At 36.8% G+C, this 20958-nt stretch carries 22 protein-coding genes and 2 tRNA genes (1 of these 24 only partly in view); all 24 read left to right on the top strand.

Features of this window, described 5'->3' with window-relative positions; all coding sequences use genetic code 11:
* Window positions 1-4: 4 nt before the first annotated feature.
* Entirely contained in the window at window positions 5-1465 is a 1461-nt protein-coding gene (yabN, locus tag M1D66_RS26970) for a bifunctional methyltransferase/pyrophosphohydrolase YabN (protein WP_000014239.1), read from the top strand.
* A 14-nt stretch (window positions 1466-1479) separates the two neighbouring features.
* Entirely contained in the window at window positions 1480-1755 is a 276-nt protein-coding gene (locus tag M1D66_RS26965; protein ID WP_001234876.1) for an RNA-binding S4 domain-containing protein, read from the top strand.
* A gap of 58 nt (window positions 1756-1813) precedes the next feature.
* Window positions 1814-2122, top strand: coding sequence for a sporulation protein YabP (yabP, locus tag M1D66_RS26960; protein WP_001059104.1), 309 nt, complete (start codon window positions 1814-1816; stop codon window positions 2120-2122).
* Entirely contained in the window at window positions 2119-2772 is a 654-nt protein-coding gene (gene yabQ / locus M1D66_RS26955) for a spore cortex biosynthesis protein YabQ (protein WP_000059772.1), read from the top strand. The genes yabP and yabQ overlap by 4 nt, the downstream gene beginning before the upstream one ends.
* Window positions 2769-3128, top strand: a complete 360-nt coding sequence (gene divIC, locus M1D66_RS26950; RefSeq protein WP_001208739.1) for a cell division protein DivIC — start codon at window positions 2769-2771, stop codon at window positions 3126-3128. The genes yabQ and divIC overlap by 4 nt, the downstream gene beginning before the upstream one ends.
* An 87-nt stretch (window positions 3129-3215) precedes the next feature.
* Window positions 3216-3701 (top strand): S1 domain-containing RNA-binding protein, encoded by a 486-nt coding sequence (locus M1D66_RS26945; protein ID WP_000021451.1) that lies wholly within the window; start codon window positions 3216-3218, stop codon window positions 3699-3701.
* A 159-nt stretch (window positions 3702-3860) separates the two neighbouring features.
* Window positions 3861-3934, top strand: a tRNA-Met gene (locus tag M1D66_RS26940).
* Window positions 3935-3947: 13 nt separating this feature from the next.
* Window positions 3948-4019, top strand: a tRNA-Glu gene (locus tag M1D66_RS26935).
* 259 nt (window positions 4020-4278) lie between these two features.
* Window positions 4279-6750, top strand: coding sequence for a stage II sporulation protein E (spoIIE, locus tag M1D66_RS26930; RefSeq protein ID WP_001123552.1), 2472 nt, complete (start codon window positions 4279-4281; stop codon window positions 6748-6750).
* 230 nt (window positions 6751-6980) lie between these two features.
* Window positions 6981-8411, top strand: coding sequence for a tRNA lysidine(34) synthetase TilS (tilS, locus tag M1D66_RS26925; RefSeq protein WP_000655463.1), 1431 nt, complete (start codon window positions 6981-6983; stop codon window positions 8409-8411).
* Entirely contained in the window at window positions 8408-8950 is a 543-nt protein-coding gene (hpt, locus tag M1D66_RS26920) for a hypoxanthine phosphoribosyltransferase (protein ID WP_000981842.1), read from the top strand. The genes tilS and hpt overlap by 4 nt, the downstream gene beginning before the upstream one ends.
* Window positions 8951-9035: 85 nt before the next feature.
* A complete protein-coding gene (gene ftsH, locus M1D66_RS26915; RefSeq protein WP_001079674.1) occupies window positions 9036-10937 on the top strand; it encodes an ATP-dependent zinc metalloprotease FtsH in 1902 nt (633 codons plus the stop codon).
* A gap of 244 nt (window positions 10938-11181) precedes the next feature.
* Entirely contained in the window at window positions 11182-11970 is a 789-nt protein-coding gene (locus M1D66_RS26910) for a type III pantothenate kinase (RefSeq protein WP_000578368.1), read from the top strand.
* Between the two features lie 6 nt (window positions 11971-11976).
* Window positions 11977-12852 (top strand): redox-regulated molecular chaperone HslO, encoded by an 876-nt coding sequence (gene hslO, locus M1D66_RS26905; RefSeq protein WP_000656372.1) that lies wholly within the window; start codon window positions 11977-11979, stop codon window positions 12850-12852.
* A 113-nt stretch (window positions 12853-12965) separates the two neighbouring features.
* A complete protein-coding gene (gene cysK / locus M1D66_RS26900; RefSeq protein ID WP_001261712.1) occupies window positions 12966-13889 on the top strand; it encodes a cysteine synthase A in 924 nt (307 codons plus the stop codon).
* A 222-nt stretch (window positions 13890-14111) separates the two neighbouring features.
* Window positions 14112-15509: an aminodeoxychorismate synthase component I gene (gene pabB / locus M1D66_RS26895; RefSeq protein WP_001189720.1), complete on the top strand. Its 1398-nt coding sequence runs from the start codon at window positions 14112-14114 to the stop codon at window positions 15507-15509.
* A gap of 5 nt (window positions 15510-15514) precedes the next feature.
* On the top strand, window positions 15515-16102 hold the full coding sequence (gene pabA, locus M1D66_RS26890; RefSeq protein ID WP_000602290.1) for an aminodeoxychorismate/anthranilate synthase component II: 588 nt from the start codon (window positions 15515-15517) through the stop codon (window positions 16100-16102).
* A complete protein-coding gene (pabC, locus tag M1D66_RS26885; RefSeq protein ID WP_000909884.1) occupies window positions 16096-16968 on the top strand; it encodes an aminodeoxychorismate lyase in 873 nt (290 codons plus the stop codon). Before pabA ends, pabC begins: the two co-directional genes overlap by 7 nt.
* Complete coding sequence (gene folP / locus M1D66_RS26880; protein WP_041183965.1) at window positions 16943-17803, top strand: dihydropteroate synthase; 861 nt, start codon at window positions 16943-16945, stop codon at window positions 17801-17803. The genes pabC and folP overlap by 26 nt, the downstream gene beginning before the upstream one ends.
* Window positions 17804-18166, top strand: coding sequence for a dihydroneopterin aldolase (gene folB / locus M1D66_RS26875; RefSeq protein WP_242554907.1), 363 nt, complete (start codon window positions 17804-17806; stop codon window positions 18164-18166). It begins immediately after the preceding gene.
* Window positions 18163-18678: a 2-amino-4-hydroxy-6-hydroxymethyldihydropteridine diphosphokinase gene (folK, locus tag M1D66_RS26870; RefSeq protein ID WP_001059450.1), complete on the top strand. Its 516-nt coding sequence runs from the start codon at window positions 18163-18165 to the stop codon at window positions 18676-18678. The genes folB and folK overlap by 4 nt, the downstream gene beginning before the upstream one ends.
* On the top strand, window positions 18630-18833 hold the full coding sequence (locus M1D66_RS26865; RefSeq protein ID WP_000387031.1) for a helix-turn-helix domain-containing protein: 204 nt from the start codon (window positions 18630-18632) through the stop codon (window positions 18831-18833). The genes folK and M1D66_RS26865 overlap by 49 nt, the downstream gene beginning before the upstream one ends.
* A 23-nt stretch (window positions 18834-18856) precedes the next feature.
* Window positions 18857-19855, top strand: coding sequence for a tRNA dihydrouridine synthase DusB (dusB, locus tag M1D66_RS26860; protein WP_000912251.1), 999 nt, complete (start codon window positions 18857-18859; stop codon window positions 19853-19855).
* A 159-nt stretch (window positions 19856-20014) separates the two neighbouring features.
* Window positions 20015-20958, top strand: the 5' portion of a protein-coding gene (lysS, locus tag M1D66_RS26855) for a lysine--tRNA ligase (protein ID WP_000369668.1). Its footprint extends 556 nt past the window's final position; the window shows 944 of its 1500 coding nt (coding positions 1-944); its start codon is at window positions 20015-20017; its stop codon lies off the right edge, out of view.

Raw genomic sequence — 20958 nt, 5'->3', positions numbered from 1 at the left:
GTTTGTGAGTGGAATCATTACTATTTTAGGTTTAGGAGCTGGTGAATTAGATCAGCTAACGATGGGTGTATATCGAAAAATAAAAGAAGCAGACCATCTGTTTGTTAGAACGAAAGAACATCCAGTTATAGAAGAATTGGAGAAAGAAGGCGTACAATATACGTCTTTTGATGCTGTATATGAAGCACATGATACGTTTGAAATTGTATATGAAACAATTGCGAATAAATTGCTAGAACAAGCTGAAGGTACAGAAATTATCTATGCTGTTCCCGGGCATCCACTTGTAGCAGAAAGAACAGTTCAGCTGCTGTTAGAAAAAGGAGAAGTTTCAAATGTTGAAGTGCGAATTGAGGGTGGACAAAGTTTCCTTGATCCTATGTTTGCAAGTCTAAAGATTGATCCGATTGAAGGATTCCAATTACTTGATGCTACATCATTTGAAAGAGGGCAATTAGAACTGCGTCAACATTTAATCTTTTGCCAAGTATATGATGCATTCGTTGCATCTGATGTGAAATTAACATTAATGGAGATGTTACCAGATGATTATGAAGTGTATATCGTAACAGCTGCAGGAACTTCATTTGAACAAGTAAAGAAGGTACCGTTGTACATGTTAGATCATGAAACGGAATTGAATAATTTAACGAGTGTGTACGTGCCGCCAGTTCAGGAGCGTGCGTCCTTGTATCAACAGTTTGATGTTCTTAGAGAAATTATTGCGGAACTTCGTGGTCCAAATGGTTGTCCGTGGGATAAAAAGCAAACACATCAATCATTAAAGAAATATTTAATTGAGGAAGCTTATGAAGTGTTGGAAGCAATCGATGAAGAGGATGATGATCACTTAGTAGAAGAATTAGGTGATATATTATTACAAGTTATGCTTCATGCTCAAATCGGAGAAGATGAAGGTTGGTTCTCTATAGATGATATCATTCGAACTCTATCTGAGAAAATGGTTCGTCGCCATCCGCATGTGTTTGGAAATACGGATGTAAACAGCGCTGATGAAGTGATTGCAAATTGGGAAGAAATTAAAAAACAAGAAAAAGGATTCGTGAAAGAATCTGTTTTAAATGGCGTTCCCAAAAGTTTGCCGCAGTTACTACGCGCCTATGAAATTCAGAAGAAAGCTGGTAAGGTTGGATTTGATTGGGTTGATGTGCAACCGATGATAGAGAAAGCTTTGGAAGAATGGCAAGAGTTCCAACAAGAGGTTACAAATATGGATGAGGAAAAGATGCTGGGTGAGTTTGGTGATTTACTATTTGCATTTGTTAATATAGCTCGTCATTACAAAATAGATCCAGAAGAGGCGTTACGTTCAACTAATGAGAAATTTACTGGTCGTTTTTTATACATGGAGGCAAAAGTAGCTGAAATGAATAAAGAGATGAAAGATTTATCATTAGAACAGTTAGATGTTTTATGGGAAGAAGCGAAACAAACAGAGCGTTAATAGGGGGATTTGATATGCGTCTAGATAAGTTTTTAAAAGTATCACGTTTAATTAAAAGAAGAACATTAGCGAAAGAAGTAGCTGATCAAGGAAGAATATCTATTAATGGTCAAGTGGCAAAAGCGAGTTCTGATGTGAAAGTAGCTGATGAATTAACAATTCGTTTTGGTCAAAAAATAGTGACTGTGAAAATAAATGAATTAAAAGAAACAACTAAAAAAGAAGATGCAGCAAATATGTATAGCTTAGTTCGTGAAGAAAAAGTAAAAGCGGAAGAAGGCTTGTTCTAAAATCATTTATCCCCTCATACATTACTATTAGCTAGTAAAAACCTATGGGGGGATTTACGTGAATAATGGTTACTCACCTACGTCTTCTAATCAACAAAATGTTTCTGTAGAGCATGACATTATTATGCGTGGCAGGCGTATAATTGATATTACCGGTGTGAAGCAGGTAGAGAGTTTTGATAGCGAAGAGTTTTTACTAGAGACCGTAATGGGTTTTTTAACGATTCGTGGTCAAAATTTACAAATGAAAAATTTAGATGTGGAAAAAGGTATTGTGTCGATTAAAGGGAAAGTTAATGAGATGCTGTATATTGATGAAAATCAAGGGGAAAAAACTAAAGGTTTCTTTAGTAAGTTGTTTAAATGAGCTTAACAATTCAGTTGTATACAATGCTTTCAATGATTGGAATGGGTGCTTGGATTGGAGCGTCTTTAGATACATATCAACGTTTTTTAAAGCGCCAAGAACGTAAACGTTGGCTTGTATTTATACATGATATATTATTTTGGATTGTCCAAGCATTATTCGTCTTTTATGTATTGCTTCTCGTAAATGAAGCTGAGCTACGTATATATGTGTTTTTGGCATTATTATGTGGTTTTGCGGCATATCAAAGCTTATTGAAGGCACTATACATGAAGCTGTTAAATTTTCTCATCTATATTTTTATGCAAACAACATATTTTTTTGTTCGAATTATACAGCTACTCATGATAAAACCTGTTATTATTATAGCGCAGCTATTTATTGCATTTATATTATTCTTATTTCGTATACTGCTTTCAATTGGACATGTGTTATGGAAAATGGTGATTTGGATATTACTTTTCATATGGAAAGTTTTTTTCTGGCCTGTTCGATTTATTGCTTCGCTCATATGGAAACTTCTCCCTAATCGTGTTAAACTTTTTATAGTGAAACATATAGGGTTCCTGCAATATATAGCAAAATTGAAGGGACATATCTTCCAACTATGGGAGCATATAAAAAAGAAGTTAGGGGGACCTCGGAAATGAGGGAACTGAGACAAAGAACAATCGAAAAACAGAGTCCAAATCCTGTTAAAGAGCATATAATACAAACGGATGAGAACAGGAAGCGACTTTATCGCCGTTTAGCGGTTTTTCTTGTCTTTACTTTTACAATTATTGCGAGTATTAGTGTAACGTTTTATCAACAAAACAGTTCCATTAAAGCAAAAGAAGCAAAAGTTAAGGACATGAAAAAAGAACTGGATTCATTAACGAATAAAGAAAAAAGTCTAAAAGACGAAGTTCAAAAGTTAAATGATGAAGAGTACGTATTAAAGATTGCTAGAAGGGATTATTTCTTCTCTGGTAAAGGGGAGATAATTTTTCCTGTTTCTAAGTAGAGTATGTCTTATTGACACTATATTTTAGGATTATATATAATAAAGTAAAATTTGACTTTTTAACCACTAAGGAGGAGCATTTTTTTTATGTCAATCGAGGTAGGCAGCAAGTTACAGGGTAAAGTAACAGGTATTACAAATTTTGGGGCTTTTGTGGAGCTGCCAGAGGGCTTAACGGGTCTTGTTCATATTAGTGAAGTTGCTGATAACTATGTAAAAGATATTAACGATCACTTAAAAGTGGGCGACCAAGTAGAAGTAAAAGTTATTAATGTTGAAAAAGATGGAAAGATTGGTTTATCTATCAAAAAAGCGAAAGAACGTGAAAAAACAGAAGGAGATCGTCCACGTGGTGAATACCAACGCGGTGGTGATCAACAACGTTCTGGACGTCCACAACGTAATAATCGCTCTTTCAACAGAGATAATCGCGGTGGCGGTAACGACCGAGCTCCGAAAGAAACATTTGAGCAAAAGATGGCACGCTTCTTAAAAGATAGCGAAGATCGTTTAACTTCTTTAAAGCGTAACACAGAGTCTAAACGTGGTGGCCGTGGCGCGCGTCGCGGATAATAAGGACGTTTAGTTTTTAACATATAGAGAGGTACCCAGAGTGATGGCTCAGGGTGCTTTTTTATATGTAAAAAATATTTTCAAAAAAGTTTTTGAGATGTGTTGACTTTAATCAGTATCTGATGTAAGATACTAATTGTCCGTTAAATAAGACGACATGGCGGTGTAGCTCAGCTGGCTAGAGCGTACGGTTCATACCCGTGAGGTCGGGGGTTCGATCCCCTCCGCCGCTATATTTAATTTAACGGCCCGTTGGTCAAGTGGTTAAGACACCGCCCTTTCACGGCGGTAACACGGGTTCGAATCCCGTACGGGTCATCTAAAAAGATCATGCAAATTTGCATGATCTTTTTTTGTTAAATAAATTAAGATATACAACACTTCTACAAAATCACCCTATATTTTCTGAATATTTAATTAAAATCTCGAAAATAACTTACATACCCTGTATATCTGTAGAGTTATTTCGAATAAAAAGTCGAACGATTATAAAAGTGAAAACTGTTGTTTTGACAAAAAAACCAACAATCATCTTTTATAATGACAGTAATTAAACTATGCAGGTGGTGTTAAAAATATGCCTAAAGCAGGAAGGAATACTATGAATACAAGTGCATTGGCAATGAATGAGAGTCAGCTTGGTGGAATAAAGTGGACGAGTAAGTTGCGAATGAAATTTGAGCAAGTTTTCTTTAGATGGGGATTTATTATTGTTGTTATTGGTTTTCTTTTGGGACGAGCATATATATTAACAAATATTTTACCGTTTGCACTGCCATTTTTTGCTGCTGTTTATGTTATGAAGCGGGATAAGATGCCGCTAGCATTTTTAGCTCTAATGGGAGGAGCTCTTTCAGTATCGATAGATAATTTGTTTTTTACCTTTGCATCTATCTTTACCTTCTTCATTTATAATATCTTCTTTAGTCGATTTACACGTAAAACTGTTGGACTTGTTCCATTTCAAGTATTTATCTCCGCATTAACCGCACACTTAGTTGTTGTATATTTTGCGCAACAAACTGTCACCATGTACGATTTACTCGTTAGTACCATTGAGGCTGGACTTAGTTTTGTATTAACTATGATATTTTTACAAAGTGTCCCGCTTTTAGTGGAAAGGAAAGGAAAACAACAGGCATTAGAGACGGAAGAAATTGTTTGTTTGATTATATTACTAGCATCTGTTTTAACGGGTACAACAGATTGGTTTGTATATGATGCTTCTATTCAACATATTTTTACAAGGTATTTAGTGCTAGTATTTGCATTTATTGCGGGTGCTGCCACAGGGTCTACAGTGGGGGTTGTAACAGGACTAATATTAAGTTTAGCAAATGTGTCTAGCTTGTCTCAGCTTAGCCTTCTTGCTTTTTCTGGATTGCTTGGTGGATTGTTAAAAGAAGGAAAGCGTTTAGGTGTTAGTTTAGGTTTATTAATTGGGACAAGCTTAATTACATTATATGTAGACAAACAGACAAATATTGTAACAACTTTAATTGAGTCAGGTGTAGCGATTGTTATCTTCTTATTAACACCGAAGCTTGTTTTGGATCGTATTGCTAAATTTATGCCAGGTACACAAGAGCATTCGCAAGATCAACAACAATATTTAAGAAGGATGCGTGATGTTACAGCAAATAAAATCAACCAATTTGCAAATGTATTTGCTGCTTTATCTAATAGCTTTTCTGTATATGGGTATGTAGAGGAAGAAGATAAAGAGACAGAAGCAGATTTGTTTTTGAGTACAATTACTGCGAAAACATGTCAAACATGCTTTAAAAAGGATCAATGCTGGGTAGTGAATTTTGATAAAACGTACGATTATATGAAACAAATAATGAATGAAACGGAAGAAGGAACCCTGCAACATAATCGTAAATTAGTTCGTGAGTGGGACAAGCATTGTGTGAGAGGGAAAAAAGTGACGGATTTAGTAGCCGGTGAATTAGATCACTTCTATGAGGGACAAAAATTACGAAAACAAATGAAGGAAAATCGTAGAATAGTAGCGGAGCAACTATTAGGTGTATCAAAGGTTATGGAGGATTTTGCTAAGGAGATACAACGAGAGCGTGAAAATCATCAAGTGCAGGAAGAACAGATTATGCAAGCGTTCCGAGATTTTGGTGTCGAAGTAGAGCATGTTGATATTTATTGTTTAGATAGAGGAAGTATTGATATTGAAATGTTAATTCCAGTTGCATCTAATGAACATGGTGAGTGTGAAAAGTTAGTTGCACCGATGCTTTCAGATATCCTTAAAGAAAATATTGTCGTTAAACATGAAGAAAAGTCGTCTTATCCAAATGGCCATAGTTTAATATCATTTGGTTCGGCGAAGACGTATTCTCTTGATACAGGATTGGCTACAGCTGCAAAAGGCGGTGGATTTGTTTCGGGTGACTCTTATGCGATGATGGATTTAAGTGTTGGTAAATATGCACTTGCGATTAGTGATGGTATGGGTAATGGGCAAAGAGCTCATATGGAAAGTAAGGAAACGGTGAAATTATTACAAAAAATACTCCAATCAGGCATTGATGAAGAAATAGCAATTAAGTCTATCAATTCAATTCTTTCTTTGAGAACGACAGAAGAAATGTTTACGACATTAGATTTAGCTATGGTAGATTTGCGGGATGCGAGTGCAAGGTTTTTAAAGATTGGATCGACGCCGAGTTTTGTTAAACGCGCAAATAATATTTTGAAAATTGAAGCAAGTAATTTGCCGATGGGAATCATCGAAGATGTTGAAGTTGATGTGGTGGGTGAACAATTAAAAACGGGCGATATTCTTATTATGATGAGCGATGGGATTTTTGAAGGAGCACAGCATGTGGAGAATCATGAATTGTGGATGAAACGAAAAATTAAAGAATTGCAAACCGAAGACCCGCAAGAAATTGCTGATATCATTATGGAAGAAGTGATTCGCTCTTGTGATGGTTATATAAATGATGATATGACTATTGTAGTGGCAAAAGTGAAGAAAAATATGCCGAAGTGGGCTACGATTCCGATTGTAGGAATGCAGGCGCAGTAAAATGTAAGTGGAATGTTTATCTATAATTTGATTTTAAAAACCTAGGTGAATACCTAGGTTTTTTTGTGGGAAAAGGTAATGTTATTAATTTTGTGAATATACACGGAGGATGTAAGATAAAAATGTAATTTTTGTATATCTTTTTTTTGCACAATGTTTGTAAAAGTTGTACCATTGTAGACAAGGTGACTAAGGTTGCTGTTCTTGTTTAATGAAAGGTGATTGCGAAGTTGAAAGATACATTTGTTGAAAAAGTAGATGACTTTGTAAAGCAGCATGATGTATTAAAGAATGATTCAACAATTGTTGTGGGAGTTTCTGGTGGTCCTGACTCGTTAGCGCTTTTATATTATTTATTAGAAAAAAGAGCGGAAAAACAGTTGGAAATTGTAGTTGCTCATGTGGATCATATGTTTAGAGGTGATGAATCTTATGAGGATTTACAGTTTGTGCAGGGCCTTTGTGAAGAACTGGGAATTATTTGTGAAACGATAAGGATTAATGTATCACAATATCAACAGCAATACGGAATGAATGCACAGGTTGCTGCGAGAGAATGCAGATATGCATTTTTGGAAAGAATAATGAAGAAATATGATGCGAGATATGTTGCTCTTGGACATCATGGAGATGATCAAGTCGAGACAATTTTAATGCGTCTTGTAAGAGGGAGTACTCCGAAAGGATATGCAGGAATTGCAGTGAAGCGTCCTTTTCATAATGGATATTTAATTAGGCCGTTACTTGGCGTAACGAAGGAAGAAATTGTTGATTACTGTAATAAGCTAAATTTAATGCCACGTATAGATCCGAGTAATAAAAAGGAAGTATATACAAGGAATCGATTACGTAAATATGTCCTTCCTCATTTGAAAGAAGAAAATCCACAAATGCATGAGAAATTCCAAAAATTTAGCGTGCAGATGCAAGAGGATGAGGCTTATTTGCAGGAATTAGCTTTTGAGAAAATGAATAAAGTAATTACAAAAAAAAGTGATAAACAAATTAGCTTATCAATTCCTGCCTTTGAATCCATGTCTATGCCTTTACAAAGAAGAGGGATTCAACTAATATTAAACTATCTTTATGAATATAAGATTCCATCTTCTCTTTCTTCTATACATATTGACAAGTTGATTGAGTTTTTTAAGCGGACACAACCTTCAGGTTCACTTGATTTTCCGGGTGATTTGAAAATTGTTCGTTCATACGAGGAGTGTAGCTTTAGATTTAAACAAGAAATTGTCTCTCCTTTTTCACAAGATTTATTAGTACCCGGGACCATTACGCTATTGAACGGGGATGAATTTGTAACAGAGGTGAGCGAAGATATACCAAGTAACATGAATGAAACAGTATTTGTTGCTAAGTATAATGATATATCATATCCACTTCGTATTCGTTCTAGAGAAAATGGAGATCGCATGTCAATACAAGGTATGAATGGTACGAAAAAGATAAAAGCTATTTTTATCGAAGCGAAAGTACCGAAAGAAAAAAGAGAAGAATGGCCGGTCGTTTGTGATGCAAGTGGGACTATTATTTGGGTACCCTTGTTGAAACGATCTGCATTTGCAATTTCGAAAGAGATGGCAAAGAAGGATAAATATATGATTATTCACTACAAAAGCAAGGAGTCTTCCGGGAGGATAATGAAATGATGAATCAAGATATCGAAAAAGTATTAATTTCTGAAGAGCAAATACAAGAAAAGGTGCGCGAACTAGGTGCAATTATTGCAGAGGATTATAAAAACACAGTACCTCTTGCAATTGGTGTATTAAAAGGCGCAATGCCATTCATGGCAGATTTATTAAAGAGAACAGATACATATCTTGAAATGGATTTTATGGCTGTATCTAGTTACGGTCACTCTACAGTTTCAACAGGCGAAGTGAAAATTTTAAAAGATCTTGATACTTCTGTAGAAGGTCGCGATATTTTAATCGTCGAAGATATTATTGATAGTGGTCTTACACTAAGCTACTTAGTAGACTTATTCAAATATCGTAAAGCGAAGTCTGTAAAAATTGTTACATTATTAGATAAGCCAACAGGCCGTAAGGTTGATCTGAAAGCGGATTATGTTGGATTTACTGTTCCACATGAATTTGTAGTAGGATATGGATTAGATTATAAAGAGCAATACCGTAATCTTCCTTATGTAGGCGTATTAAAACCAAGCGTTTACTCAAATTAATTAAATATAGGCTTCACAATTGTATAGGAAAGTTTTTCTATGTTACGATTTACTATAGTGTTTATGCCGTGAGAGGAGGTTAGGAATGAATCGTATCTTCCGTAATACCATCTTTTATTTACTGATATTCTTAGTAGTAATTGGAATCGTGAGCTATTTTAATGGTTCGACACAAAAAACGACATCAGTTAGCTACGACAAATTCATTACTAAACTAGAAAGCGGTGAAGTGCGTAATGTGCAACTTCAACCGAAAAATGGTGTATTTGAGGTAAAAGGACAATTTAATAACTCTAGCCAAGGAGAACAATTTGTTACTTATGCACCAAATACTGAGGAATTACAAAAGAAAATTAATGATAAAGCGAAAGGTGCCGAAGTTAAGTATCAACCAGCAGAAGAAACAAGTGCTTGGGTAACATTCTTTACTTCAATCATTCCATTTGTCATCATCTTCATTTTATTCTTCTTCTTATTAAACCAAGCTCAAGGCGGCGGTAGCCGTGTTATGAACTTCGGGAAAAGTAAGGCGAAGTTATATAATGATGAAAAGAAAAAAGTTCGTTTCAGAGATGTTGCTGGTGCGGATGAAGAGAAACAAGAACTTGTTGAGGTAGTTGAATTCTTGAAAGACCCTCGTAAGTTCTCTGAAGTTGGTGCTCGTATTCCAAAGGGTGTCCTATTAGTTGGACCTCCAGGTACAGGTAAAACTTTATTAGCACGTGCTGTTGCAGGTGAGGCTGGCGTTCCATTCTTCTCTATCAGTGGTTCTGACTTCGTAGAGATGTTTGTCGGTGTCGGTGCATCACGTGTACGTGATTTATTTGAAAATGCAAAGAAAAATGCTCCTTGTATCATTTTCATTGATGAAATTGATGCAGTAGGTCGTCAACGTGGCGCAGGTCTTGGTGGTGGTCATGATGAGCGTGAGCAAACATTGAACCAATTACTTGTTGAAATGGATGGATTCGGTGCAAACGAAGGTATTATTATCGTTGCTGCGACAAACCGTCCAGACATTCTTGACCCAGCGTTATTACGTCCAGGTCGTTTTGACCGTCAAATTACAGTAGATCGTCCAGATGTAAATGGCCGTGAAGCTGTACTGAAAGTACATGCGCGTAATAAACCACTTGATGAGCATATTAATTTAAGAGCGATTGCGACTCGTACACCAGGATTCTCTGGTGCGGATCTTGAAAACTTATTAAACGAAGCTGCTTTAGTAGCTGCACGTCAAGATAAGAAGAAAATTGATATGAGTGATATCGATGAAGCGACGGATCGTGTTATTGCAGGTCCAGCTAAGAAAAGTCGTGTTATCTCTGAAAAAGAACGTAATATCGTTGCTTTCCATGAAGCAGGTCATACTGTAATTGGTGTTGTTCTCGATGAAGCAGATGTCGTTCATAAAGTAACAATTGTCCCTCGTGGTCAGGCTGGTGGATATGCGGTAATGCTTCCGAAAGAAGATCGTTACTTCATGACGAAACCAGAGTTACTTGATAAAATCACTGGTTTACTTGGTGGCCGAGTAGCTGAGGAGATTGTATTTGGTGAAGTGAGTACAGGTGCTCATAATGACTTCCAACGTGCGACTGGTATTGCAAGACGTATGGTTACGGAATTTGGTATGAGTGACAAACTTGGACCGATGCAATTTGGTAGCTCGCAAGGTGGTCAAGTGTTCTTAGGAAGAGACTTCCACTCAGAACAAAACTATAGTGATGCGATTGCACATGAAATCGATATGGAAATGCAATCAATTATGAAAGAATGTTATGCTCGTGCAAAACAAATTCTTACTGAAAACCGTGATAAACTAGATATTATCGCACAAACATTACTTGAAGTAGAAACGTTAGATGCAGAGCAAATCAATCATTTATGTGATTACGGCAGATTGCCAGAACGTCCAACATCTTCAGATGATGTGAAAGTAAACATCAACATGAAGAAAGACGATGAAGATAAAGAAGATAAGTAAGAAGTGAAGGAGTGACTATCGTCACTCCTTTTTTGTTTGTTAAAATCTTTGTTAATTACTATTGAGAACTTAGTGGATAAAGTAATTTAAGTAAAACTAGTATTAAAAATTGAAATAGAGAGCAATCTTTTTGTAAAATGATGAGGGTAGGAAAGCTGATTATATAAGTATGTGTGATATGATGTTTTTATAAGTTTTATACATACTGCACAAATATAGATTAAATAAGATAAGTGGTGAGAATATGATTTTTGTATTGGATGTAGGGAACACAAATGCTGTACTAGGTGTGTTTGAAGAGGGGGAACTTCGTCAGCATTGGCGCATGGAAACAGATCGTCATAAGACAGAAGATGAATATGGAATGCTTGTAAAGCAATTGCTTGAGCATGAGGGTCTTTCGTTTGAAGATGTGAAAGGTATTATTGTGTCTTCAGTCGTACCACCAATTATGTTTGCTTTAGAGCGCATGTGTGAAAAATATTTTAAAATTAAACCGCTTGTAGTAGGGCCTGGGATAAAAACAGGACTAAATATTAAATATGAAAATCCGCGTGAAGTAGGCGCAGACCGAATTGTAAATGCAGTAGCAGGAATCCACTTATATGGAAGCCCGCTCATTATTGTTGATTTTGGTACGGCTACTACATATTGTTATATTAACGAAGAAAAACATTATATGGGTGGAGTTATTACGCCAGGAATTATGATTTCAGCAGAGGCTTTATATAGCAGAGCAGCAAAACTTCCTCGTATCGAAATTACAAAACCAAGCAGTGTTGTTGGGAAAAATACAGTAAGTGCGATGCAATCTGGTATTCTTTATGGTTATGTTGGACAAGTGGAAGGTATTGTTAAGCGTATGAAAGAAGAAGCTAGACAAGAACCTAAAGTTATTGCAACAGGTGGATTGGCAAAATTAATTTCCGAAGAATCGAATGTAATTGATATTGTAGATCCGTTTTTAACGTTAAAAGGTTTGTATATGTTATATGAACGTAATGCAAATTTACAGCATGAGAAAGGTGAATAAATACGTATGAAAGATTATTTAGTAAAAGCGTTAGCATTTGATGGAGAAGTGCGTGCGTATAGTGTGCGTACAACAAATACAGTAAGTGAGGCACAAAGACGTCATGATACATGGAGAACAGCTTCAGCGGCACTAGGGCGTTCTTTGACTGCGGGTACAATGATGGGCGCAATGTTAAAGGGCGAGCAAAAGTTAACGATTAAGGTAGAAGGTAACGGTCCAATTGGCCCTATCTTAGTAGATGCTCATGCAAATGGAGATGTACGTGGTTATGTAACGAATCCGCATGTTGATTTTGAAGGAACAGAACAAGGGAAGTTACGTGTATATCAAGCGGTAGGTACAGAGGGGTTTGTAACTGTAATTAAAGATATTGGAATGCGTGAGCCGTTTATTGGTCAATCTCCAATCGTTTCAGGAGAATTAGGAGAAGACTTTACGTATTATTTTGCAGTTTCTGAACAAACGCCTTCTTCTGTAGGTGTTGGTGTTCTTGTAAATGGAGATGATAGCATATTAGCGGCAGGTGGATTCATCCTTCAAATTATGCCGGGTGCGCAAGATGAAACGATTTCATTTATTGAAGACCGTTTACAAAAGATTCCACCTGTATCAACGTTGATTGAACAAGGTCTTTCTCCGGAAGAGCTACTATATGCAGTTCTTGGAGAAGATAAAGTAAAAGTATTAGAAACAATGGATGTTCAATTTAATTGCACATGCTCACGCGAGCGTATTGAGAGTGTATTAATTAGTTTAGGTAAAACAGAGTTAGAGCAAGTTCGTGAAGAAGAGGAAGAGACAGAAGTTCACTGTCATTTCTGTAATGAACGATACAAGTTCTCTAAAGAAGATATTACAAATTTAATCGAGAATTTGTAATAAGGGAATTAAGAGGAGCAATCCTCCAAATGAATTGACAAACAGGGAATTTTCTGACAAAATCTAAATATAGATAAAACCAATAAAAATACTCGGTGTTAGGAGTGACAGGAATGCGAGTGGCACAATCAGTTTCAGAATTAATCGGGAAAACGCCGATCGTTAAGTTGAACCGCATCGTAGAATCAGACAGCGCAGATATATACTTAAAATTAGAATTTATGAATCCGGGGAGTAGTGTTAAAGATCGTATCGCATTAGCTATGATTGAAGATGCTGAAAAAAAGGGATTATTAAAAGAGGGCGATACAATCATTGAACCGACAAGTGGTAACACAGGAATTGGTTTAGCGATGGTAGCGGCTGCTAAAGGATATAATGCAATCTTAGTAATGCCAGAAACAATGAGTATTGAGCGTCGTAATTTATTACGTGCTTACGGTGCGGAATTAGTATTGACTCCAGGGCCTGAAGGAATGGGTGGAGCAATTCGTAAAGCGACTGAATTAGCAAAAGAACATGGCTACTTTATACCACAACAGTTCAAAAACCAATCGAATCCAGAAATTCACCGTTTAACAACAGGTCCAGAAATTATTGAACAAATGGGCGACCAATTAGATGCGTTTATTGCAGGTATTGGTACAGGTGGAACGATTACTGGTGCTGGTGAAGTACTGAAGGAAGCGTATAAAGATATTAAAATTTATGCAGTAGAACCTGCAGATTCACCAGTATTATCTGGTGGGAAGCCAGGTCCACATAAAATCCAAGGAATTGGGGCGGGATTTGTTCCGGAGACGTTGGATGTAGAAGTATATGATGAAATTATTCAAGTGAAAACAGAGCAAGCATTTGAATATGCGAGAAGAGTGGCTAAAGAGGAAGGTATTTTAGTTGGTATCTCTTCAGGTGCAGTTATTTATGCAGCAACAGAAGTTGCGAAAAAGTTAGGTAAAGGGAAAAAGGTACTTGTTATTATCCCGAGTAACGGTGAACGTTATTTAAGTACACCACTTTATCAATTTGAATCCTAATTAAACGCGATTGAAAAAGCATCCTTGAAAAAGGGTGCTTTTTCTTTTGGGATTGGAAATAGGAAAAGAGTGAATGACTAGAAAACTTCATGTAAAATAAGAGGTAGTATAATTAAATTATTTTCACTAGCCTTCGAGTATAATCAATCTCTATATAAATAACTTATGTAGTTTGAGCTGGTTTATCTAAGAGGGTGGGATAAAAGAAGACGGGGTGTTGATATGCAACGAAGAAAATCTTTAGCGCTTTCTATTCCATATCAGTTAGATTTCTTTAAGCAATATAAATTTCTTTCTCAGGGTAAATCGCAACATATTTTGTTAGAAAGCGGCCGTGGCGGTCGTTATAACATTGTAGGGCTGAACCCAGTAGCGGTAATTCGAGGGAAGGATGAAACGTTACATATAAGTGAAAGTGGTAAGGAAACAATAAAACGAGGGAATCCGTTAGATTTAATGCAAGAATATATGGAACAATGGAAGACGGACTATAACCCAGAGTATCCGCCTTTTCAAGGTGGTGCAATTGGCTATTTCAGTTATGACTGTATCCGTTATATTGAAAAGCTGCCTTCTCTTGCGGAAGATGATATTAATATACCTGACATCTTCTTTTTATTATTTGATGACGTATTTGTCTATGATCAAAAAGAACAAGTGTTATGGGTTATTACGCATTATGTAGATAAATATGAAGAGGCGAAAGAACGGCTAAATGAGTGGAAGAGTCTTTGGATGACAGAAGCGCCTGAAGTGACCGTGCCCTTTGAAAGTCCTGAAAAGAAAAGTGAAGCAGTTGCTTTTACTGAAGCCAGCTTTATGAAGGCAGTTGAATGTATTCAAGAATATATTGGGGCGGGTGATGTGTTCCAAGTAAACTTGTCGACGAGACAAGAAAGAACGTTACAGACACACCCACTAGAAATTTATACAAGTCTTCGTGAGATTAATCCATCTCCATATATGGGTTACCTGGAGCTTGGGGATTTTCAAATTGTTAGTGGATCGCCAGAGTTGTTAATTAAGAAACAAGGAACTGAAGTAAGTACAAGACCGATTGCTGGAACGAGATCTAGAGGCGCGGATGAGCAAGAGGATGAAGAATTAGCAAGAGAATTAATTGAGAACGAAAAAGAAAGAGCAGAGCATGTAATGCTTGTGGATTTAGAAAGAAATGATTTAGGACGTGTTTGTAAATATGGCACTGTAGAAGTAGATGAATTTATGGTAATTGAGAAATACTCACATGTTATGCATATTGTTTCTAATGTGCGTGGTGAGGTGGAAGAAGATAAAGATGCTTTTGATTTAGTGAAGGCTGTATTCCCTGGGGGAACAATTACTGGTGCCCCAAAAATACGTACGATGGAAATTATTGAGGAATTAGAACCTGTTCGAAGAGGGATTTATACAGGTTCAATCGGTTGGATTGGTTATTCTGGAGATACAGAATTGAATATTGTAATTAGAACACTTCTTGCTAAAGATGGAAAAGCTCATGTACAAGCAGGGGCGGGAATTGTAATTGATTCAAATCCGGAAAATGAATATAAAGAGTCGTTAAAAAAGGCGATTGCTTTATGGCGTGCAAAAGAACGTAGCGAAGAAACGGTTAGGTGAGAGAAATGATATTAATGATTGATAATTATGATTCTTTTACATTTAATTTAGTGCAGTTTCTTGGAGAACTTGGACAAGAGCTCGTTGTTAAACGTAACGATGAAGTGACCATTTCAGATATTGAGAATATGAAACCAGATTTTCTAATGATTTCTCCAGGCCCATGTAGTCCTAATGAAGCTGGGATTAGTATGGAAGCTATTAAATACTTTGCTGGAAAGACTCCGATTTTTGGTGTTTGTCTAGGGCATCAATCCATTGCACAAGTGTTTGGGGGAGAGGTTGTCCGTGCAGAGCGATTAATGCATGGAAAAACGTCGCTTATGCATCATGATGGAAAGACGATTTTTTCGGATATTCCTAATCCGTTTACTGCGACGCGCTATCATTCCCTTATTGTTAAGAAAGAGACGTTACCCGATTGCTTAGAGGTAACGTCTTGGACAGAGGAAGGGGAAATTATGGCACTTCGTCATAAGACATTGCCGATAGAGGGTGTGCAATTCCATCCAGAATCTATTATGACTTCTCATGGGAAAGAGCTGTTGCAGAATTTCATTCGTAAATACAGTCCAAGTGCGACATTATGTTAATTTACGTAAATGGTCAGTATGTAGAAGCAAGTGAAGCGAGAATTTCTCCTTATGATCATGGTTATTTATATGGTCTTGGAGTTTTTGAAACGTTTCGTATTTATAATGGTCATCCTTTCTTATTGGATGATCATTATAACCGTTTAATAGAGGCGCTGGATACATTGCAAATTAAATGGACAATGACAAAAAATGATGTGATGCTTATTTTGAAAGATTTACTCGCTAAGAATGAATTGAAGCATGCATATGTACGTTTTAATGTATCGGCGGGTATAGATGAAATAGGATTACAAACGGAAATGTATGAAGAGCCTTCTGTTATTGTTTTTATAAAACCTTTAACAGCTCCAGGGGATGTAGTGGAAAAAGAAGGTGTTATTCTAAAACAAGTGCGAAATACACCGGAAGGGACATTTCGCCTGAAGTCTCATCACTATTTAAATAATATTTTAGGGAAGCGTGAAATTGGAAATGTTGTGAGTAAGGAAGGTATTTTCCTCACTGAAGCAGGTTATGTTGCAGAGGGTATTGTTTCGAATCTATTTTTTGTGAAAGGTGATGTTTTATATACACCTTCGTTAGAGACAGGGATTTTAAATGGTATCACTCGTGCGTTTATTATAAAGAGTGCTGAAGAATTAAATATAGAAGTAAAGGAAGGTTTCTTTACAAAAGATGAGCTACTTTCAGCGGATGAAGTCTTCGTAACAAACTCCATTCAAGAAATTGTTCCGCTTTATCGTATAGAAGCGCAGGATTTCCCGGGTAAAGTAGGAGTGGTTACAAAAAGTTTAATGTACCTTTATGGAATGCAAAGAGAGAAATTATGGAGCAGAAATGAATTACGAAGAGGAGATGTGTAGTTTGAAGTGGGATTATGATTTGCGCTGCGGCGAATATACATTGAATTTAAATGAAAAAACATTAATTATGGGGATTTTAAATGTAACACCAGATTCGTTTTCTGATGGTGGGAGTTACAACGGGGTAGATGCTGCGGTACGTCACGCAAAAGAAATGCAAGGTCAAGGTGCTCATATTATTGATATTGGTGGCGAATCTACTCGCCCAGGTTTTGCTAAAGTATCAGTAGAAGAAGAAATAAAGCGAGTTGTCCCGATGATTCAAGCAGTTTCAAAAGAAGTAAAATTGCCTATATCTATCGATACATATAAAGCTGAAGTTGCAAAGCAAGCAATTGAGGCTGGTGCTCATATTATTAATGATATTTGGGGAGCGAAGGCGGAGCCAAAAATTGCTGAAGTCGCAGCTCATTATGATGTACCCATCATTTTAATGCATAACCGCGATAATATGAATTATCGTAATTTAATGGCGGATATGATTGCTGATTTGTATGACAGTATTAAAATTGCTAAAAATGCTGGTGTGCCAGATGAGAATATTATTTTAGATCCAGGTATCGGTTTTGCTAAAACACCTGAGCAGAACTTAGAGGCGATGCGTAATTTAGAACAGTTAAATGTGCTAGGTTATCCGGTTCTCTTAGGTACTTCGAGAAAGTCCTTTATTGGGCACGTATTAGATTTGCCAGTGGAGGAACGTCTTGAGGGAACAGGAGCTACCGTTTGTCTTGGTATTGAAAAGGGCTGTGAGTTTGTTCGTGTCCATGATGTGAAAGAAATGGCGCGTATGGCTAAAATGATGGATGCGATGATTGGTAAGGGGGTAAGGTAATTGGATAAAATTTATATCCATGATATGGAGTTTTATGGTTATCATGGTGTGTTCCCAGAGGAGAATAAATTAGGTCAGAGATTTAAAGTTGACTTAACGGTGGAGTTGGATTTAAAGCGTGCAGGGGAAAGTGATGACTTAGAGCATTCGGTCAATTATGGAGAGCTTTTCGAATTATGTAGAAAAGTTGTTGAGGATAGAAAGTATAGGCTTGTGGAGAGTATCGCTGAAAATATTGCTGCAGATATATTAAAACAATATGAAAGTATTTCACGCTGTACAATTAAGGTAATTAAGCCGGATCCACCGATACCGGGTCATTATCGTGCTGTAGCAGTAGAAATTACGAGAGAACGTCCATGAACAATATAGCTTACATTGCATTAGGGTCAAATATTGGAGAGCGTTATACGTATCTTACTGAAGCGATTCAGTTTTTAAATAAAAATCCTTATATTCAGGTTGATGATATTTCATCTGTATATGAAACTGAGCCAGTTGGCTATACCGACCAAAGTTGCTTTTTAAATTTAGTTATAAAAATTTCTACCAATTTATCACCACAAGAGTTATTGAAAGTAACACAAAAAGTAGAAAATGACCTAGGAAGAAAAAGGGAAATTAGGTGGGGGCCGAGGACTATCGACCTTGACATTTTACTTTATAATCAAGAGAATATTGAAGCAGAGAATCTTATTGTTCCGCATCCGCGGATGTTTGAAAGAGCTTTTGTTATCGTTCCGTTGTTAGAGATTAATCAAGACATAAAACAAAACATTTCACGTTCACAAGTAGAAGAAATGAAAAGGCGAGAGGGAGTAACGGTATGGAAGCAGAAAAATGGGGAAGACGCATTCGTGCTTTTCGAAAGCTAAAAGGCTATACACAAGAAGGTTTTGCTAAAGAACTAGGGGTATCTGTATCTGTTTTAGGTGAGGTTGAGAGAGGGAATAGATCGCCTTCTCAAGATTTTGTAGTAGAAGTTGCTAAGGCATTAAATGTTTCGATAGAGGAATTAATGCCAAAGTGATTGTACAGGAAGGAGTAGGTTGATTGTTAAAGATTGCAAATATCGAGATGAAAAATCCGGTTGTACTAGCACCGATGGCGGGAGTGTGTAACTCTGCATTCCGTTTAACAGTAAAAGAATTTGGTGCCGGCTTAGTTTGTGCTGAAATGGTAAGTGATAAGGCAATATTACTTAATAATAAAAGAACATTAGATATGTTATATATCGACGAGAGAGAAAAGCCATTAAGTTTACAAATTTTTGGTGGAGAGAAAGAAACTCTTGTAGATGCTGCGAAATATGTAGATAAATATACGACAGCAGACATAATTGATATTAATATGGGTTGTCCAGTGCCGAAAATCGTTAAATGTGATGCGGGGGCAAGGTGGCTTTTAGATCCGAATAAAATATATGAAATGGTAGCAGCGGTTGTAGATGCTGTTGAAAAGCCGGTTACAGTTAAAATGCGTATCGGTTGGGATGAAGAACATATTTTCGCAATAGAAAATGCTAGGGCTGTTGAGCGTGCTGGTGGCCAAGCTGTGGCGGTTCACGGACGTACACGAGTGCAAATGTATGAAGGAAAAGCGGATTGGGATATTATTAAACAAGTAAAACAATCTGTAAATATCCCGGTTATCGGAAATGGTGATGTCGCAACGCCGCAAGATGCAAAGCGTATGCTTGATGAAATTGGTGTAGATGGTGTTATGATTGGTCGTGCGGCTCTTGGAGATCCGTGGATGATTTATCGTACGGTAAAGTATTTGGAGACGGGTGAATTAATGCCGGAACCAACAGTGCGCGAGAAAATTGATGTATGTATGTTACATCTAGATCGTCTTATTGACTTAAAGAACGAAAGTGTCGCTGTAAGAGAGATGAGAAAACATGCAGCTTGGTATTTAAAAGGTGTTCGTGGTAATGCGAGTGTGCGTAATGGTATTAATGCTTGTAACACACGGGAAGACCTTGCGAATGTGTTAGGTACATTTGTAGAAGAAGTGGAAGCGAAACAACAAACAATTTACGTTGGTTAATAATGGACATAGGAGATTGACATTCTTCTATACACTTCCTATAATTACGTGAAAGAAAGAAGAGCTGCCAGTTAGTTGCTGGCAGTTTTTCTAGTTGAGTAGAAAATGCTATACTGTATATATTGTAAAATTAAATAGAGCTGGAGTGATATCAATATCATGGATAACATGAACCACGAAGAATTAAACGACCAATTGATTGTTCGTCGTGAAAAGCTACATAATTTACGTGAACAAGGAATTGACCCGTTCGGTAAAAGATTTGAACGCACAAATTCAACAACTGATTTAGTGAGTCTATATGGAGAGTTCTCTAAGGAAGAATTAGAGGAGAAGGAAATCGCTGTTTCTATCGCTGGTCGTATTATGACAAAACGCGGAAAAGGGAAAGCTGGATTTGCACACGTTCAAGATTTACATGGACAAGTTCAAATTTATGTTCGTAAAGATGCTGTTGGAGATGACGAGTACGAATTATTTAAAACAGCAGATTTAGGTGATTTAGTAGGTATTGAAGGTAAAGTGTTCAAAACAAACGTTGGAGAACTTTCAGTAAAAGCAACAGGCTTTACGCTATTAACAAAATCTCTTCGTCCATTACCAGATAAATACCATGGATTAAAAGATGTTGAACAACGCTACCGTCAACGTTACTTAGACTTAATTACAAGTATGGAAAGTCGTGAAACGTTCGTTACTCGTAGTAAAATCATTCGTGAGATGAGAAGATACCTAGATGACAACGGTTATCTTGAAGTGGAAACACCTATGATGCATGCAATTGCAGGTGGAGCTTCTGCGCGTCCTTTCACTACACATCATAATGCGTTAGATATGGAATTATATATGCGTATCGCAATTGAGCTACATTTAAAGCGTCTTATTGTGGGTGGTTTGGAAAAAGTATATGAGATCGGCCGTGTATTCCGTAATGAGGGTGTATCAACTCGTCATAACCCTGAGTTTACGATGATTGAATTATATGAAGCATACGCTGATTATAAAGATATTATGAAGTTAACAGAAGATATGGTTGCTCATATCGCGAAAAAAGTACTGGGTACAACAACAATCCAGTATGGTGATTATGAAATTAATCTAGA

It is taken from the genome of Bacillus sp. PK6-16 (genome assembly GCF_056530295.1).
This window is presented reverse-complemented; position numbering and strand designations above follow the sequence as displayed.

Excerpts from the sequence above, each read along its gene's own strand:
- M1D66_RS26965 (WP_001234876.1), top strand. The coding sequence starts at position 1,480 with ATGCGTCTAGATAAGTTTTTAAAAGTATCACGTTTAATTAAAAGAAGA.
- yabQ (WP_000059772.1), top strand. The coding sequence starts at position 2,119 with ATGAGCTTAACAATTCAGTTGTATACAATGCTTTCAATGATTGGAATG.
- divIC (WP_001208739.1), top strand. The coding sequence starts at position 2,769 with ATGAGGGAACTGAGACAAAGAACAATCGAAAAACAGAGTCCAAATCCT.
- M1D66_RS26945 (WP_000021451.1), top strand. The coding sequence starts at position 3,216 with ATGTCAATCGAGGTAGGCAGCAAGTTACAGGGTAAAGTAACAGGTATT.
- spoIIE (WP_001123552.1), top strand. The coding sequence starts at position 4,279 with ATGCCTAAAGCAGGAAGGAATACTATGAATACAAGTGCATTGGCAATG.
- hpt (WP_000981842.1), top strand. The coding sequence starts at position 8,408 with ATGATGAATCAAGATATCGAAAAAGTATTAATTTCTGAAGAGCAAATA.
- ftsH (WP_001079674.1), top strand. The coding sequence starts at position 9,036 with ATGAATCGTATCTTCCGTAATACCATCTTTTATTTACTGATATTCTTA.
- M1D66_RS26910 (WP_000578368.1), top strand. The coding sequence starts at position 11,182 with ATGATTTTTGTATTGGATGTAGGGAACACAAATGCTGTACTAGGTGTG.
- hslO (WP_000656372.1), top strand. The coding sequence starts at position 11,977 with ATGAAAGATTATTTAGTAAAAGCGTTAGCATTTGATGGAGAAGTGCGT.
- cysK (WP_001261712.1), top strand. The coding sequence starts at position 12,966 with ATGCGAGTGGCACAATCAGTTTCAGAATTAATCGGGAAAACGCCGATC.
- pabB (WP_001189720.1), top strand. The coding sequence starts at position 14,112 with ATGCAACGAAGAAAATCTTTAGCGCTTTCTATTCCATATCAGTTAGAT.
- pabA (WP_000602290.1), top strand. The coding sequence starts at position 15,515 with ATGATATTAATGATTGATAATTATGATTCTTTTACATTTAATTTAGTG.
- pabC (WP_000909884.1), top strand. The coding sequence starts at position 16,096 with ATGTTAATTTACGTAAATGGTCAGTATGTAGAAGCAAGTGAAGCGAGA.
- folP (WP_041183965.1), top strand. The coding sequence starts at position 16,943 with ATGAATTACGAAGAGGAGATGTGTAGTTTGAAGTGGGATTATGATTTG.
- folK (WP_001059450.1), top strand. The coding sequence starts at position 18,163 with ATGAACAATATAGCTTACATTGCATTAGGGTCAAATATTGGAGAGCGT.
- M1D66_RS26865 (WP_000387031.1), top strand. The coding sequence starts at position 18,630 with ATGGAAGCAGAAAAATGGGGAAGACGCATTCGTGCTTTTCGAAAGCTA.